We start from the raw sequence: 16228 nt of genomic DNA, 5'->3' as shown, positions 1-16228 counted from the left end.
AAGTAATATTCAATATCGCTGAGTAGCTTTCGTGCTATTATATCATGAACGGATTCATATAATCCACAAAAACCCCTTGTCTGCTATTTTGCACCTATGCCTGAGCTTCGCTTGCAACTAGAAGACTTATCCATTATACACCGCTTGTCAGAATTGCAAAAGAGGGACAAATTCTACCTTTTCCCACGTTTCCCTTCTATTTTTCTGGATTTGTATACGGTTTCTCTTCTTCTTTGACTAACGTAATATTTTTCCGATTCTTCTTATCATTGATCAAGAGTTTCAGGTATGTATTGGTATTGATTAGAACAATAATTAACCAAATTAATGCGACAAGACCTCCAATGGCGAAACCAATTCCAATCAATCCTGAGAAAAAGAGATATAAACTTGCCACTCCGCTCGGTTCTGCATTCATAAAATCTTCCCCCTTCCACTTTAGCTTTGAATCAAAACAATTAGCCTGTCATGTGAATTCATTTTAATATTTATGTTATTTTTTTACAATCAATTTCTCTGCTTAAATCTGTATACACCACCGATTATTGCCTCTTTTAATGACGTCATTTCATATCAAAAAAGTAAAAACCTCTACCTTTTATTTCAAAAAGATAGAGGTTCTAAAGTCCTAATAGGTGACAAATCCCACCTTCTATATTCAGTCAAACTTACGTTTGATCATCTCACTTACATGGGCATAATTCCCTGCAAAATCTTCGGTATCCGTCATATCTACCCATTCAATATCTTTCATATGCCGGAACCAGGACAATTGCCGCTTGGCAAAACGACGCGTATCCCTTTTCAGCCACTCCACCGCAGCCTCCCAGCTTACTTCACCCTGAAGATAAGCCGCAATTTCCTTATAGCCGAGCCCCTGCATGGAAATATGTCCTCTCGCTACGCCTCGCTCCAGCAAAGACTTGACCTCATCTACCAAACCCTGCTCGATCATAAGATCAATTCGTTCTTCCACTCGGGCATACAGTTTCTGACGATCCATTGTCAAACCCACAATAAGTAGATCATATGGAGACTCTTTTGTCTGGGAAGCCAGCTGCTCGGATAACTTCTCACCTGTGAGGTGATAGATCTCCAGTGCACGAACAATTCGGCGTTGGTCATTCGGATGCAGTCGTTCTGCGCTAACCGGATCAATGACCCTCAGCTTATCATGTAACGCCTGCGGGCCATGTTGCTCTGCATAACGGAACTGTTCATCCCGGAACGCTTCATCTAAGCCGCTGTCCGAAAATTGAAAGCCGTAACATACCGATTCCACATACAGACCAGTACCACCAACAATAAAAGGCAACTTGTCACGCTCATGAATTTCCCCAATCAGACGTGTGCAGCTTTCCTGAAATTCCGCCACGGAATAGGGATATTCCGGTTCATGGATGTCGATGAGGTGATGGGGCACACCCTTCATTTCATCGCGAGTAATTTTGGCCGTTCCGATATCCATTTCGCGATATACTTGCATTGAATCCCCCGAAATTATCTCGCAATTGAACGCCTCTGCAAGCTCGATACTCATTCTTGTTTTGCCTACCGCTGTTGGTCCAACCAGCACAAGCAGCTTCGGTTTAACTTCCGCTTTCAACATTAATCACTCCGTACAGTGTTTTTGCATTGCCCCGGTCATGCACTTCAAAACCGAGTCTCGTAAACTCCGCGCTGCCGCGCTTCTCTTTCATAACTACCCGCTTGCGGGCAACTCTTTTCGCTTCAATAATACTCTGTTCATCCAGTGCACTTGGATTCGCATAATCTCGCAAAGGCTGAATGGCGCTTGAATCAAGCATTGGTTCACGGAACATCGGATCGAAATATACCGTGTCACAGCTTCGGTCTGGCAAGGAACGCAGCAAATCGAGATGATTTGCATGCCGCAGCTCAATGCGCCGGAAAGCTTCGTTTACCGCAGGCTTAATGCTCTCATATTGAGACATGCCTTCTACTAATAACGTATACAGTGGGAGGGAGCTTTCACAGGCGATGACACGACCACTTTTGCCTACAGCAACCGAGAATACCAGTGCATCGGTGCCCAATCCTGCTGTACAATCGATAACAGTATCCCCTTCAAGTATCGCCCCTGCGTCCAGCATCGGATCAGCTTCTCCATTTAACACACGTTTGGCCCGAACAAATCCCATACTGGGGTGAAACTCAAGCAGCGGTGAATCCGGACGAAACAAACGAACTTTACCCTGAAGCACAACTACAATTTCATCTATCCCATAATGTGCAGTCAGTGCAGGTAAAGACATTTTTTTGCGCGGTACATAGGTCCCTCCTGTTGTTTCCGCCAGGTTTCGTGCACGTTCCACAAGGTGGCCTGCTTCCTTTTCACCGGTTGTAATATACATAACTTCCTCCTAAGTAGCTACATGACCCGTTTGAACAATTTCTCCAGATCATAGGTTGAAAATGACACCACAATCGGTCTCCCGTGTGGACAAGTATATGGTTGACGGCAAGAACCTAGGCGCTGAATCAACACTTCCGCCTCCTGATCCGTCAATTTCTGATTGGCTTTAATGGAAGCTTTGCAAGAGCACATAATGGAGGCTGCTTCTCGCATTTTGGCAACATCAATACTACGTTCACTCAGCACCCATTCTGACATCTCTTCAATAATGTCTTTCTCATCCCCCTTAGGGAACCAGAACGGGTGAGAACGCACCCGGAAAGTCTGCCCACCGAAATGTTCCAAATAGACACCTGCCTGCTCGAACCAAGCCAGTCTTGTTTTGAGCTTTTCGGTCTCGGATGGTGTGAACTCCAATGTAATGGGCAACAACAACTCCTGCGAAGCCTGAGCCGGATTGCCAAACTGCTCGTAGTAATATTCATAATTCACCCGTTCATGGGCAGCATGCTGATCAATCAGATATAGACCATCTTGATTTTGTGCAATCAAGTACGTCCCGTGGTGCTGCCCAATCAGACTTAGCTCGGGAAACGCGGGCATGGAAACATCCGACTTAATGGCGGATGCCAGCCTTGCCGGGTCTGGTAAACTTGGAGCCTTCCAGTTCCGCTCTCCTTTTGCAGCCACTGCAGATGGATTATAAGATGAACGCCCTTCTCTAACCGGAGAATTCACCGAATTGGGACGATACGCAGAAGCCTGAGCCTGTGAAGTAGATAGCCCTTTATCTTCAGCTAAAGGTAAGGCATCTTGCGCAGCACGATCTGCGTTAGCACCGGTACCCCCACTCACAGCAGAAGCTTCATCGGTATTGGAGTTTTCATCAGGACTATAATTTTGCTTCAGGACATTTGATCCTAGGTCCCCACTCAACATCCCGAATGGGTCATAGGATGGGGGTATCTCGGGTGGGGCTTCAGGCAATGGCAGCGACTGACCCTCACCGTTTCCATCAGGAACTGATTGCACATTAGACGGAGCCACATCAGCCGGAGCATCCAGATCATCGTCCTCTGAAGTCGTTTTATCGAGGCCAGCATTTTTCCCTAGTGGACCCTGTTGCCCATACCCTGCAGATTCCGATTCGTCCTTTAAAGGACCTCTGGGGAACAGAAACTGTTCCTGAATAAAGGAACTGTTATCTCCACGTCTGATTTGCTGCTTGGTTACCTGAGGAATAAGCACTTCCTTCCGTAAGATTCCACGCAGTGTCGTTTCCACAAACTCGTACAGCTCCGCTTCCTTGCTAAAACGAACCTCCAACTTCGCCGGATGCACGTTCACATCGACCAGGGATGGATGCATTTCCAATTGCACCACGACAAGTGGGAATCGATTAATGGGCAGCAATGTATGATACGCCTTCAGAATAGCCTGATTGAGCCCGTAATTCCGAATAAAGCGTCCATTCACAATGGTTGACATGCCGCCACGATTGGCACGAGTCCATTCCGGCAAACTAATCAGCCCGCTCACACGATAGTCCAGACTCTCTCCCTGAATGGGGAGCATCGCTTTAGCGGCACTTGTACCGTAGATTGCTGCAACCACTTGCAGCAGATCCCCATTGCCCAGCGTCTGAAGCAGCGTATTTTCATTATGTCGCAGCGTGAACGAGATATTAGGATGAGACATCGCCATGCGATAGAGAACATCCGAGATATGTCCCAGCTCAGTCTGGATCGTTTTCATATATTTAAGTCTAGCCGGCGTATTGAAAAATAGTTCTTTTACCTCAAAGTCTGTGCCCTGGGGTGAGGTTTCATCCTCATGTGAGAGAAGTTTGCCGCCCTCAATCACGATTCGGCGTCCTCGCCCGTCATTTCCGCTGGCCGATAATACTTCCACTTTGGAGACAGCGGCAATACTCGCCAAGGCCTCTCCCCGGAATCCAAGACTTGTGATCTGGAACAGATCGCGGCCATGAGCTATTTTACTGGTTGCATGACGATAGAAGGCCTTTTCCATATCCTCCGGCTCGATACCGGAACCATTATCTTTGACCCGAATACGGAGCAGTCCCCCCTCTTCCACCGTAACATCAATTTTGGAGGCGCCTGCATCCACCGAGTTTTCGAGCAACTCTTTAACGACTGAAGCAGGCCGTTCGACCACCTCACCTGCCGCAATCTGGTTGGCAATATGTTCATCAAGCACATGAATTTTCGCCACAGGTTTTCCCCTCCCCTATACTCAGGATAATTGTTGTGCCTTTAATTTGAGATCATTCAGTATTTGCATCGCCTGAAGCGGCGTCATGTTCATTACATCAATATCCTTCATATTACGAATAAACTCACTGGCAGGCTTGTCAAGGGCAACAACCTCGGTTTTCGGAGTTACACTTGGCTCTTCATCCCCAAAGATGGACAGTTGAACCACATCCGCATGTTTGGAGACTGACTGCTGCTTGCCATTTAGTTTTTTGTCCTGTTGTTTCTGTACTGGAGCTTCAGTTGCAACAGCCAATTCAACAGTTTCCGCAGACTCACCTTCACGGATTAATGAGGAAGAATCTGTCGGCTGGAACTCCACGCGCTGATCATGGTCATCAAGTTGCTGCTTGTCCCTCCCGGCAAATTCACTTCCAACTGCAACCTGAGCCGCCGCATGTTCGAAACCGTGCAGCAAGCCATTCGCTCGTTCAATGATGCTGTCAGGCAGACCTGCAAGCCGCGCGCAATAGATTCCGTAGCTGCTGCTCGCAGCCCCGGCGATCAGTTTACGCAGGAAATTAACCTTGTCCCCGCTCTCCTGAACGGCCATGGAGTAATTCGCCAACTTGTCCAAACTCTCTTCCAAATGAGCAAGCTCATGGAAATGGGTTGATACCAGCGCTTTGCACCCAATGATATCGTGCACATATTCAATGACAGACTGGGCAATCGCCATCCCCTCACTAGTAGACGTCCCCCGGCCCAATTCATCAATAATAATCAGGCTGCGTGGTGTTGCTTTATCCGTCATGACCTGAATGTCGGCCATCTCCACCATAAACGTACTTTGTCCGCCGATGAGATCGTCTGCCGCACCAATCCGTGTGAAAATACGATCCATAATCGGTACTTCAGCTTGCCCGGCTGGCACGAAACAGCCGATCTGCGCCAGAATCGAAATCAGCGCTACCTGCCGCATATACGTACTTTTCCCTGCCATATTTGGGCCGGTAATCAGCAGAATGCGCGCCTCTTCCTTCTGCATTGCAGTATTGTTGGCAATGAAAGCTCCATCTCTCATCACTGCTTCAACTACCGGATGGCGCCCCTGTTCCACGACCAGATCGTAACCATCGGTCAATGTAGGACGTACGAAATTGCGCTCTGCACTGATAACGGCAAAGGATTGATACACATCAATTTCCGCCACCAGCTCAGCCAGCTTTTGCAGCCTGGCGATCTCCTGATTAAGCCGTTCCCGCAATTCCGCGAACAAGCCGTACTCAATATCAACCATCTTGTCCTGAGCTTCCAGAATCAGCGTCTCTTTTTCTTTCAGCTCCGGTGTAATATAACGCTCAGCATTGGCAAGGGTTTGTTTCCGCTCGTAACGGCCTTCTGGCAGAGAAGCCAGGTTCGACTTGGTAATTTCAATATAGTACCCAAACACTTTGTTGTAACCAATTTTCAGTGAGCGAATGCCGGTTGCTTCACGCTCTCTGGCTTCCAATTCAGCAATCCACTGCTTACCATTCACCGAGGCTTCCCGGAGCTCATCCAGCCGCTCGTGGTACCCTTCACGAATTAAGCCGCCATCACGCACGGACACCGGCGGCTCATCAACGATAGCCTGACCGATTGCATCTCGCAGATCACTACAATCATCCATAATGCCAGCAATGTGCTGAAGCGTCGTGGAAGGCGAACCTGCACAATACTGACGCAGTCCCGGAATTTTATCCAGTGACACCTTCAGTGCGTTCAGATCCCGGCCGTTGGCGTTACCGAAGGCAATTCGGCCCACTAAGCGTTCCAGATCATAGATGTCTTTGAGTTCTGCACGCAAATCTTCCCGCAATATAAACTGGTTATACAGCGTATCTACCGCTTCCAGACGTTCATTGATTTTGCCTTTTTGCAGCAAGGGTTTATCCACCCAACGACGCAGCATCCGGGCACCCATGGACGTCTCTGTGCGGTCTAATAGCCAGAGCAGCGAACCTTTTTTCGAACGTTCACGTACCGTTTCCACCAGTTCCAGGTTGCGCCGAGTAAAGGGGTCCAAAATCATAAAGTGATCCGGCTCATACGTTGAAACCTGTGTCAATTGGCCAAGTGAACGCTTCTGCGTCTCACTTAAATAGGAGAAAAGACGCGCTATACAAGCTTGACGTTCAGGCTCCAGACGTGCCCACACCGCTTCGCCGAATTGCTGACGCACCAAATCTTCCTTGCTCTTCGTCCATGGTGTGTATACCACAGGCCGACCAATTGGAGATGCCTGGGTAGCCACCGTATCCAGCAACGCAGCATCCCCCACCAGTTCCGAAGGTTCATAGATCCCGATCTCATCCTTGAGCCACTCTTGCGAGTATGGAACAGAAGTCACATAGAGCTCCCCTGTAGACAAGTCACAGGCAGCCAGTGCAAGTGTGTTCTGATTCCCTGTCAGGCAAACCATATAGTTGTTGGACTTGTCCCCCAAGGTCTTGCCTTCCATTACCGTTCCGGGTGTTATAACTCGTACAATTTCACGCCGCACCATGCCCTTGGTTACCGTTGGATCTTCCATCTGCTCGCAGATGGCTACTTTGTATCCTTTTTCAATCAAGCGCTGTATGTAATTGTCAGCCGAATGATAAGGCACACCGCACATCGGGATTTTATCTTCTCCCCCTCCTGCGCGTGCTGTTAATGTAATCTCTAGCTCACGGGAAGCATTGACCGCATCCTCAAAGAACATTTCATAGAAATCACCTAATCTAAAAAAAAGAAAAGCGTCCTGCGCTTCGGCCTTCACTTGCAAATATTGTTGAATCATTGGCGTATACTGAGCCATGAGTATCCTCCATCCGTTCCAATGTTATCAGGAAGAGAAGCTGCCCCGGAAGGAGCAATAAGGCGGTTAGGCACCTTAATCGTGCCACCGCCTCATGTTTCGGCATCTGCCGCTTCCCTCACAGGTTGCTGTTCCATTTCTTCCGTAACGATGATCAAAATCGACTTATTTCTCATTATACCAAAAAAGTGCCCACTCTTCATGAACCTGCTCGAATATTCCAGAGTTTACGTATATCCCGACTCTCGTCCCACGTCTTACCTTGTCTAAGCTGGCTAATTAATGGAGCAGCGTAACGCTCATAACGTTCATAACCGTCCATTTGCATCAGGTCATCCAACAGTGCCGGAATATGCACCTGCATCACCTCACGGTTGCCTTCATAAAAAGCAGTATGAATAACAGCCTTCGCCAATGGACGTTGATGCAATTGATGGTAACCTCTCGCGATAAGCCCAGCCAGAGCAACAACTCCTTTGGCAACGAGAGGAGATACCAGAAAACTGGGCAACGTGCGGTACTCGAATCCACCGTAAGACTTCAGTCGAAAATCACCCAATGCCCCATAACGTGGACGGCGGCCTGATCCTCGCGGATCCTGAAGAACGGCAAGCGGCAGCGCCAGATAATTGTCAAGCGCACGCAGCAGGTCCCCGTTTAATGTAACGCCACTGAAATGAACATGTCCGCCCAGTGGCAAGCCACGCTGGGGCATTCCCCCTGCCTGCCAGATCAGCGAGTGATCACTAATACTACGGGAAGCCGCCGCAAAGGCTCTCATCAGATGAGCCAACAACTCGCGCGGCTCAGAGCTGGGTGCAGGTCGTAGTTCGGCAACAGGATATATTCGTCGTCCATTAATCGTCACGGAATCACAGCCGGCTACACCTGTTCGTTCGAGAAATCTGGAGGCGGGCACAATTTTGGATTCTGGCATTTGCACAAGCAGGAACTCAGGGTCCATTCCAAGTATTGGGGCTGCATTAAGATGCCGCTCTTCATCCAGTTCGGACTGAAGCTGTTTCCAGCCTGCACGGTACATGGCAGAGAGATCCGTCATGCCCTTCCATGGCCTTGGGTCAATCGAGATGACAGCACAACCGCTCTTTCCTGACGCTTCCAGTCTTACAGCGCCGTGATCCAATCCAACCGTATACAATGCTTTGGTGGCAAGCCGTTCAATGCGTTTGAATAACGTTGATGCCGCTTCACGATCCAGCACACTTTCTTGCGCTCCCCCCATGCCACTGGTGTCCCTACGTTTGATGCGAATCGCTTGAAGACAGCATATCTCTACATCGTAACGTACACGTAGACCCAACTCCCGGTCACGTCTGCCCTGCGATGCCAGCACTTCAATCCCGGATCGTTTCAGGCGATCTGCCCGTTCACGAGGGAGCATGCGTTCATATCGGCGCACCGCCTCCTCGGCCTCATCTATCACATTCATTCTGTCCCACCTCCCGATACTCGCCCAAAATGAAAAAAAGAGGGCTTACGCCCTCTTCACTGCCGCTTGCGGCGCATATAATACCTTAAGTTTATGAATCCGGATCACTGAGCTTACAGCTCATCGTCAAGCAGGTCGGGATCGAGATCGTCATAATCTCCATCGCCACTGCCGTAGTCATAATCCTTGTCTTCGTAATCTCCACAGCCATCCGTGCACACTTTCACACATACTTTGGTCTCGGCGACCAGTTCAACAGCGAATTCCCGTTCTACCCGGATAATTACGCTGCCTCCACCTGCCGACACCGTGGCTTCCACACAGCTCGGTTCCTGCGTTGCATCCGCAGATACCTCTACAGTGGCGGCCCGGTGTTTCGGGTCCAGATAGGACAAAGGTACATGTTCTACATACGACACCGTTTCTTTGGCTACATCCGTCTGTGAATTTTTGTCATAGGAATACCAAATGTTGATATCGTAAGTACCAATAACTTCAATTCCGTCCCCCGCTGATACGGCTTCATATTGGTGGTTGATAATCCAAGCCCCCAAAATACTGGTCGGACCATGTGGCGGAGTCACGGTATGTGTTACGGTAGAGAACTTACGACCTTTGCCGCAGATCGCCTTCGTGATGATCTCTCTACATTGATGTTTATGACTCAATGACATCTTTAAACCTCCTCCATACAATCATTCTTTACAAGTGTATGCAGGGCATCCGTCTAGGGTGACAACTATTTTCTATTATTCATTTGTAGATTGGGACCGGTCCGATACTGGAGACGGTGCTTTGTCCTTCTTGGCTATTTTCAGATACAGCGCGAGTTCCCGGCACAGCTGGAGAATCGCGGAACGAATCTCGAATTCTTCCCTTGTATCCGGCAACTCCATTCGCTTGAATTCTTCTTGCACATCTGCGAGAAGTTTTTCTGTACGTCCGGTGTAAGATTCAGTGAGCACATCCTGACTGAGCTGGTCGAACAGCTCCGATACCATTTCCGCATGCGGCATCTTCTGATAGATCTGGGATACCAGATGCATCATATGCTGGATGGAATCCAATTGCGTTTTGCGCATATAAAAGTAAACACTCCATCCCTCGTTCGGGTGGATGACCTGATTTTCCAATGAACGTTTGGCCGCTTCAATGCCGCCTAGTACAGCCTTGTCGGCTTCAATGAGCTCTTTCCCTGCCCATACTTCGTTTGGATTGCGCAGCGTGGCTGCAAACTCCTGGAAGATAACCGAGAATAATTCATCAATTCTTTTGCGAATACGCAGCATCTGCGGGTCCGCAGCCGGCATATAGGCCAGATTGACAACCATCGCGGAACCGAGACCAATCAGCAGCAGCCCAATTTGGATCAAAACCACCTGTACGTCCATTTCGCCGCCGCTAAATACCCGGAACACCACGACAGAACCCGTCACAATGCCTTCCTTGAATCCGGCCCGAACGATAACCGGGAATGCAATCAGTATGTAAACCGCCAGCACCCAGTAATGGAAGCCAAGAAAGTGAAAAAGTACACTTGCAAATAAAAGCCCCACTACGGAAGCGAAAAATCTCGCAGATATGGTGCGAATACTTCTTTTTCGTGTCACATCAACGCCGAGTATGGCTAACAAGCCCGCCGATGTTGGTCCGGGCAAGCCGCACCAGTCCGCAATCAGCACGGCCATCAGCGCGGCTATTGCGGTTTTAATTACCCTAAAACCCATCTAACTCCCTCTCCTCTAAGCTGCAAAAATGGCAAAGCCAGCGAGCCATACCTATCCGGGTGAGCACTTGTCCACCAATGCCTGACAGCGTGTGTCGTCATATATCATATCCCTAGTATTACACATCCTGCCATAAACCATTTCTTATCTAATCAAAAGAATCATTCTGGAAGAACCGTATATCTATTTCGCTGCTACACTCATAAACGGCATCAACCGACATGCATATGCATGTCGGTCACAATAACGCGCCCCGGATGAGGGACGCTGGCAATTTGATTGATGCGACAAAAGCCTCTAGGCCCTCTTCTCCAATCGTCGCATTCATTCCGGACTGCGCGGAATATTCGTATTAGTATGGTACTTGATTTTACGGGTTCAGGCAACGTGACACCTCTTGTGAAATTGTATACATATCATGAGGCATTCTATTTTGCACACGCATGGTTCGCAAAATCACCTGCGTCCTGCCAGCAGCTTGCGTTCTACATATACAACGAGTTGGTACATCGCTGTAGCTACAGCCGCAATGATCAACAGGCTCGATAAAACAAGGGTAAAGTTGAACACTTGAAATCCATAGATGATCAGATAGCCCAATCCCTGCTTGGCGACCAGAAATTCACCCACGATCACACCGACCCAGGCCATGCCCACGTTTACTTTTAAGGTAGAGACAATGGCAGGAAAGGAAGCGGGTAATACCACTTTGCTGAAAATCTCGGAACGATCGCCACCAAACGTACGGATAACCTTAATATAGTTCTGATCTACTTCATTAAAACTGTTATACACGACGAGTGTAGTAATAATGACTGTAATGGATAACGTCGTCATGACAATAGCCGTAAATCCTGCACCAAACATGACGATAAAGATTGGACCCAGCGCTACTTTGGGCATGCTGTTGAACACAACCATATAGGGATCAAGCACTTTGGACAAAAAAGGAGACCACCAGATCAGAACCGCAAGCAGTGTTCCGACGAGTGTCCCCAGCAAAAAGCCGACTGCCGTTTCCCCAACGGTTACCCCAACATGCGCCCATAGTTCTCCACTGACGATGTCCTTCCAGATCTGATTGAAAATTTTGCTGGGATAACTGAACAAAAGCACATCAATCCAGCGCAGTCTTCCTGCCAGTTCCCACAGCAGAAACATAAACACCAGCATGGACAGCTGCACCGCCAGCACTTTATGTCGCCATCTGGCAACCTGCTGAATATGACTTTGGTGCAGCTGTCTCATCCAATCATCACGCATTTCCTGCTTCTGGTTCGTCTGATTCACCCGTTTTTCTCACCTCCTCCGGACTGATCCAGTTCACTCCATAACGCCTGAAACAGCTCATTGAACCCTGGCTGCTCCCTCGCGTGAAAAGGCTGTGCGTTCCGCAGATCTTCGGGAATGATAAACTCCTTCCGAATGCGACCCGGATTACGATCAAGCACAATGACGCGGTCACTGACGGCAATGGCTTCGGACAGATCATGGGTGACAAGCACCGAAGTTTTGCCGGATTTCTTCAATGTGTCTGAGACCAGATCCTCCAGCTGCAGCTTGGTTTGATAATCGAGTGCAGAAAAGGGTTCATCCAGCAACAGTATTCCCGGATCCGTAGCCAGTGTACGTACCAAAGCCACCCGTTGCCTCATCCCCCCGGATAGCTCTGAAGGATACTGGGCTTCGGTTCCAGCTAGACCCATACCTGCCAGCAGCTCACGTGTGCGCTCGCGACTCTCGTCATTGAGCCCACCTGTCAATTCAAGTCCGATCAGGACATTATCCAAAATGGTACGCCATGGAAACAGATAATCCTGTTGCAGCATATAGCCAATCTGGGCAGACGGACCTTCGATGCGTTTTCCTTTTACCTTGACCTCGCCTGCGGTTGGTGTGAGCAGCCCGGCGATGATCGACAGCAATGTCGTTTTACCACATCCGCTTGGGCCAACAAGACTAACGAATTCTCCCTGCTCGACCTGAAGATTCAAATTTTCAATAACCAGTGATGCTTCACGTTCGCTGACATAGACTTGCGAAATCCCTTCCAGTCTGATCACCGTTTCGGATTCAGGCATACATGCTCACGTCCTTTCCCGAATACCTGGTTACTTCGTTGTTGCTTGTTCTGCATAGGAATTATCGACAATCGTTGGAGAGTCCACACGTTGTTTCAGTTCTCCCGCTGCGCTCATGACGTCCAGCAAGTTATTCCATTCGTCCTCATCAATGATTGGATCGGTTGCATATGTGCCCTGTTCTTTGTAACGGTTCACACTGCTTACCAGAATGGCTGGATCGATATCTTTGAAATAAGGTTTGATGACTTCAGCGATCTCTTCAGCGGTATGGGAATCCACCCATGCTTGTGCTTTGTGCAAGCCGTTAGTGAACTTCTGAACGATGTCCTTGTTGTCGTTGATGTAACTTTGTTTAGTCATGAAGACCGTATAAGGCAGATGGCCACTTTCCGTTCCAAACGAGGCTACAACCTTGCCGCGACCCTCTTTCTCAAAGATGGAAGCCTGAGGTTCAAACAGTTGCACATAATCCCCCGTACCTGAAGCAAATGCAGAAGCGATGTTGGCAAAATCCACATTTTGAATTAATTCCAAATCATTCTGCGGATCAATGCCATGTTTTTTCAGTGTGAATTCACCTGCCATTTGAGGCATGCCGCCTTTTCTTTGTCCAAGGAATGTACTCTGTTTCAATTGATCCCAATTGAAGTCGCCTTCGGGATCGCGGGCAAACAGAAACGTTCCGTCCGTCTGTGTAAGCTGGGCAAAGTTAATGACCGGATCTTCTGCGCCTTGTTGATAGACATAAATAGACGTCTCAGCTCCGACCAACGCGATATCTACTGAGCCTGCAAGCAGTGCAGCCATCGTTTTGTCTCCACCAGCCGTCGTTTGAATGTCCACTTCAAGCCCCTGTTCCTCAAAAAAACCTTGGGCCACGGCCACATATTCAGGTGCGTAAAAAACAGAACGTGTGACCTCACCGATCGTAATTTTGGTTTCATCCTTATCTTTATTGCAGCTAGTGAGAGCCACGATGATAATGAGCAAAATGACGATGGCCCGGATGAACCAGGGCGTGTATTTCATGATATTTCCCTCCTTCACTGGTTTCAGCTGTTCTCTCTATTATTGATATGCTGATGCCCAGCAAAAGGTTAAGAACTTGCATGCAAAAGAAGAGCCGGGCAATGATGCCCCGCTCTTCAAAAATTGGATAATGATGTTATAGCTGTTTACAGCTTGTAAATCTCGGCATATTTCGCTTCCAGATAATCAGCCAAATAGTCCGGATTCAGCTCTTCACCCGTTACGGCCACAATCAGTTCAGAAGGTGTACGGCTTTTGCCGTAACGATAAATTTTGTCAGTCAACCATTCCTTAATGGGGATCAGGTTACCTTCAGCAATATGGGCATCGAACTCCGGCATTTCTTTGCGCAGTGTATGTAGAATCTGTGCAGCATACATATTGCCGAGCGAGTATGATGCAAAGTAACCAAAGTCACCACCCGACCAATGAACGTCCTGAAGCACACCCACACCATCATTTGGTGGCACAACGCCAAGATATTCCTTGTATTTTGCATTCCAGGTCTCCGGCAGGTCCTTGACTTCCAGACCTTCGTTAAACAGCAGTTTCTCAATTTCATAACGAATGATGATGTGCAGATTGTACGTCAGCTCATCAGCTTCAATCCGAATCAGAGAGCTTTCAACCCGGTTAATCGCCCGATAAAAGTCTTCCAGCTCAACCTCGTTTAATTGAGGGAAGTGCTGTTGCAAATCTTTATAATAACGCGTCCAGAATGGAAGACTGCGACCAATCATATTTTCCCAAAGACGCGACTGGGATTCGTGGATACCCATGGACGTTCCTTCCGCAAGAAGAGTACCAGCCAGGCTGTCGTCAATATTTTGCTCATACAGGGCGTGTCCGCCTTCGTGGAGTGAACTGAAGACTGCACTCGTCACATCATCCTGCAAATAATTCGTCGTGATCCGCACATCACCTGGATTCAGGCCCGTTGCGAACGGATGAACACTCTCATCAAGTCTTCCTGCTTCAAAGTCATAACCCATTTGTCCCAGAATAAACAGACTGAATTTCTCCTGTTGATCCTTGTCAAACAGCTGGTTCAGGAACTCCGTGTTCGGCTTGTTCGCCGAAGCATTAATCTTCTCTTGCAGCGGAACCAAACGGGCTTTAAGACGGGCAAATACCGCATCCACCTTTTCTACAGTCAGTTCCGGCTCATACATGTCCAGAAGGGTATCATAACGAGTATCTTTCACACCCCAGTAGTCAATGAACTCTTGTTTGAGCTTCACAATATCGGTGAGGTAGGGCGAAAAACCTGCAAAATCACTGTTATGCTTAGCATCTTCCCAAGCCGTCTCTGATTTGGCGGTAAGTACGGTATACGCTTGTACTTTTTCTGGTGGTACGGACTGACTGCGATTATATTCTTTCTGGCAATCTTCCACCTGACGACGGTCGATATCTTCCAGCTGTTCCAGTACGGCTGGATTTGTTAATGTATCCAGGTAGGATTTCATCTCGGCTGAGGTTTGCAGTTTGAATGCTTCGGTTGACAGCATTCCCAGTGTTTCCGAACGTGTCGGGACACCTTTTTTGGGCGCACCTGTGCGCAGATCCCAGTGAAGCAAACCAATGGCTTCATGATAACTCTTGATTTTGCGAGCGAGATTACGGAAGGATTCCAGCTGTTGCTGCGTGTGTTGTTCCATTGTTAACGTTCACCTCTTCAAAAAAATGTTGGTTTCCCTATTGATGATACTTTTTGCAATGCGTATAATCAACTTTTAACAGATGCAAATTGCATTATTCCTCCAATCCGAGGAATAATGCAATTTGCTGACCGTGGTATAATAAAAAACCAAAGGGCGTAGGACAAGCTGCATTTGATGCAAGTGGCCGTGCTCATCGTATTGGATAACAGGAGGCAATAGACATGAACAACATTCAAGAGATTCTGGCTTACAACAAATCATTTGTCGAGACTAAAGAATACGAAAAGTATACGGCAGGCAAGTTTCCAACCAAAAAGATGGTCATCATCACTTGTATGGACACTCGTCTGGTGGAAATGCTGCCCAAGGCCATGAACCTGAAGAACGGCGATGTGAAAATCATCAAAAACGCTGGCGCAATCATTTCTCAACCTTTCGGGTCTGTTATGCGTAGTGTTCTCGTCGCCATCTATGAGCTTGGTGCCGACGAAGTACTGGTTGTTGGACACACGGAATGCGGTATGGCTTCCCTACACGCAGAGACCATGATTGGACATATGGTTGAACGGGGTGTATCTGAGGAAGTCATGAGCACACTGGAGAACTCCGGCATACGTTTACAAAAGTGGCTACGCGGGTTTGACAGCGTTGAAGAAGGGGTAAAACATACTGTGGAAGTGATCAAGAAACATCCATTGCTTCCACCTACTGTACCCGTTCACGGCATGGTCATCGACTCCTACACAGGTGAACTTGATCTTGTCGCAGATGGGTATGGGCAATAGACATCTCTCTAAATGGTTTTGGGTGCGGACCTCAGGGTCCGCACTCTTTTTTTG

General features: G+C 48.2%; 13 protein-coding genes. 1 reads left to right on the top strand and 12 read right to left on the bottom strand.

The features are described 5' to 3' along the window. Positions 1-196: 196 nt before the first annotated feature. The 12 genes from MHB84_RS24870 to MHB84_RS24815 all read right to left on the bottom strand — a co-directional run bounded on the left by MHB84_RS24870 (position 197) and on the right by MHB84_RS24815 (position 15386). The gene (locus tag MHB84_RS24870) at positions 197-418 is read right to left on the bottom strand and encodes a hypothetical protein (RefSeq protein WP_076289085.1); all 222 of its coding nucleotides are present in this window, start codon (positions 416-418) and stop codon (positions 197-199) included. 240 nt (positions 419-658) lie between these two features. Next, a complete protein-coding gene (gene miaA / locus MHB84_RS24865) occupies positions 659-1606 on the bottom strand; it encodes a tRNA (adenosine(37)-N6)-dimethylallyltransferase MiaA (RefSeq protein ID WP_445322112.1) in 948 nt (315 codons plus the stop codon). Next, a complete protein-coding gene (locus MHB84_RS24860) occupies positions 1590-2375 on the bottom strand; it encodes a class I SAM-dependent methyltransferase (protein ID WP_076289083.1) in 786 nt (261 codons plus the stop codon). Before MHB84_RS24860 ends, miaA begins: the two co-directional genes overlap by 17 nt. A gap of 17 nt (positions 2376-2392) precedes the next feature. Next, positions 2393-4612 carry a DNA mismatch repair endonuclease MutL gene (gene mutL, locus MHB84_RS24855; RefSeq protein WP_076289082.1) on the bottom strand — a complete coding sequence of 740 codons (2220 nt, stop codon included), beginning with the start codon at positions 4610-4612 and terminating at the stop codon, positions 2393-2395. Positions 4613-4633: 21 nt separating this feature from the next. After that, positions 4634-7435 carry a DNA mismatch repair protein MutS gene (gene mutS / locus MHB84_RS24850; protein ID WP_076289081.1) on the bottom strand — a complete coding sequence of 934 codons (2802 nt, stop codon included), beginning with the start codon at positions 7433-7435 and terminating at the stop codon, positions 4634-4636. Positions 7436-7634: 199 nt separating this feature from the next. Further along, a complete protein-coding gene (locus MHB84_RS24845; RefSeq protein ID WP_256716803.1) occupies positions 7635-8885 on the bottom strand; it encodes a putative amidoligase domain-containing protein in 1251 nt (416 codons plus the stop codon). 113 nt (positions 8886-8998) lie between these two features. Next, entirely contained in the window at positions 8999-9559 is a 561-nt protein-coding gene (locus tag MHB84_RS24840; protein ID WP_076289080.1) for an outer spore coat protein CotE, read from the bottom strand. A gap of 75 nt (positions 9560-9634) precedes the next feature. After that, positions 9635-10612, bottom strand: a complete 978-nt coding sequence (locus MHB84_RS24835; protein WP_076289079.1) for an aromatic acid exporter family protein — start codon at positions 10610-10612, stop codon at positions 9635-9637. 456 nt (positions 10613-11068) lie between these two features. Then, the gene (locus MHB84_RS24830) at positions 11069-11860 is read right to left on the bottom strand and encodes an ABC transporter permease (RefSeq protein WP_371121628.1); all 792 of its coding nucleotides are present in this window, start codon (positions 11858-11860) and stop codon (positions 11069-11071) included. Between the two features lie 38 nt (positions 11861-11898). Next, a complete protein-coding gene (locus MHB84_RS24825; protein ID WP_076289078.1) occupies positions 11899-12693 on the bottom strand; it encodes an ABC transporter ATP-binding protein in 795 nt (264 codons plus the stop codon). A 30-nt stretch (positions 12694-12723) separates the two neighbouring features. Then, positions 12724-13725 carry an ABC transporter substrate-binding protein gene (locus MHB84_RS24820; RefSeq protein ID WP_076289077.1) on the bottom strand — a complete coding sequence of 334 codons (1002 nt, stop codon included), beginning with the start codon at positions 13723-13725 and terminating at the stop codon, positions 12724-12726. A gap of 146 nt (positions 13726-13871) precedes the next feature. After that, positions 13872-15386 carry a carboxypeptidase M32 gene (locus tag MHB84_RS24815; protein WP_076289076.1) on the bottom strand — a complete coding sequence of 505 codons (1515 nt, stop codon included), beginning with the start codon at positions 15384-15386 and terminating at the stop codon, positions 13872-13874. Between the two features lie 224 nt (positions 15387-15610). Here MHB84_RS24815 and MHB84_RS24810 point away from each other — a divergent pair, with 224 nt between their 5' ends. Beyond that, positions 15611-16174, top strand: coding sequence for a beta-class carbonic anhydrase (locus MHB84_RS24810; RefSeq protein ID WP_063563089.1), 564 nt, complete (start codon positions 15611-15613; stop codon positions 16172-16174). Positions 16175-16228: the final 54 nt, after the last annotated feature.

Origin of the sequence: Paenibacillus sp. FSL F4-0087 (assembly GCF_038020215.1) — a bacterium.
Lineage (GTDB): Bacteria > Bacillota > Bacilli > Paenibacillales > Paenibacillaceae > Paenibacillus > Paenibacillus taichungensis.
Note: the sequence above shows the minus strand (reverse complement) of the source record. Positions and strands in the feature narration are given on the sequence as shown.

Coding starts and splice junctions, on each gene's coding strand:
- MHB84_RS24860 (WP_076289083.1), bottom strand. CDS start 2,375: ATGTATATTACAACCGGTGAAAAGGAAGCAGGCCACCTTGTGGAACGT.
- MHB84_RS24845 (WP_256716803.1), bottom strand. CDS start 8,885: ATGAATGTGATAGATGAGGCCGAGGAGGCGGTGCGCCGATATGAACGC.
- MHB84_RS24825 (WP_076289078.1), bottom strand. CDS start 12,693: ATGCCTGAATCCGAAACGGTGATCAGACTGGAAGGGATTTCGCAAGTC.
- MHB84_RS24870 (WP_076289085.1), bottom strand. CDS start 418: ATGAATGCAGAACCGAGCGGAGTGGCAAGTTTATATCTCTTTTTCTCA.
- MHB84_RS24810 (WP_063563089.1), top strand. CDS start 15,611: ATGAACAACATTCAAGAGATTCTGGCTTACAACAAATCATTTGTCGAG.
- MHB84_RS24835 (WP_076289079.1), bottom strand. CDS start 10,612: ATGGGTTTTAGGGTAATTAAAACCGCAATAGCCGCGCTGATGGCCGTG.
- MHB84_RS24830 (WP_371121628.1), bottom strand. CDS start 11,860: ATGAGACAGCTGCACCAAAGTCATATTCAGCAGGTTGCCAGATGGCGA.
- mutS (WP_076289081.1), bottom strand. CDS start 7,435: ATGGCTCAGTATACGCCAATGATTCAACAATATTTGCAAGTGAAGGCC.
- MHB84_RS24815 (WP_076289076.1), bottom strand. CDS start 15,386: ATGGAACAACACACGCAGCAACAGCTGGAATCCTTCCGTAATCTCGCT.
- MHB84_RS24820 (WP_076289077.1), bottom strand. CDS start 13,725: ATGAAATACACGCCCTGGTTCATCCGGGCCATCGTCATTTTGCTCATT.
- MHB84_RS24840 (WP_076289080.1), bottom strand. CDS start 9,559: ATGTCATTGAGTCATAAACATCAATGTAGAGAGATCATCACGAAGGCG.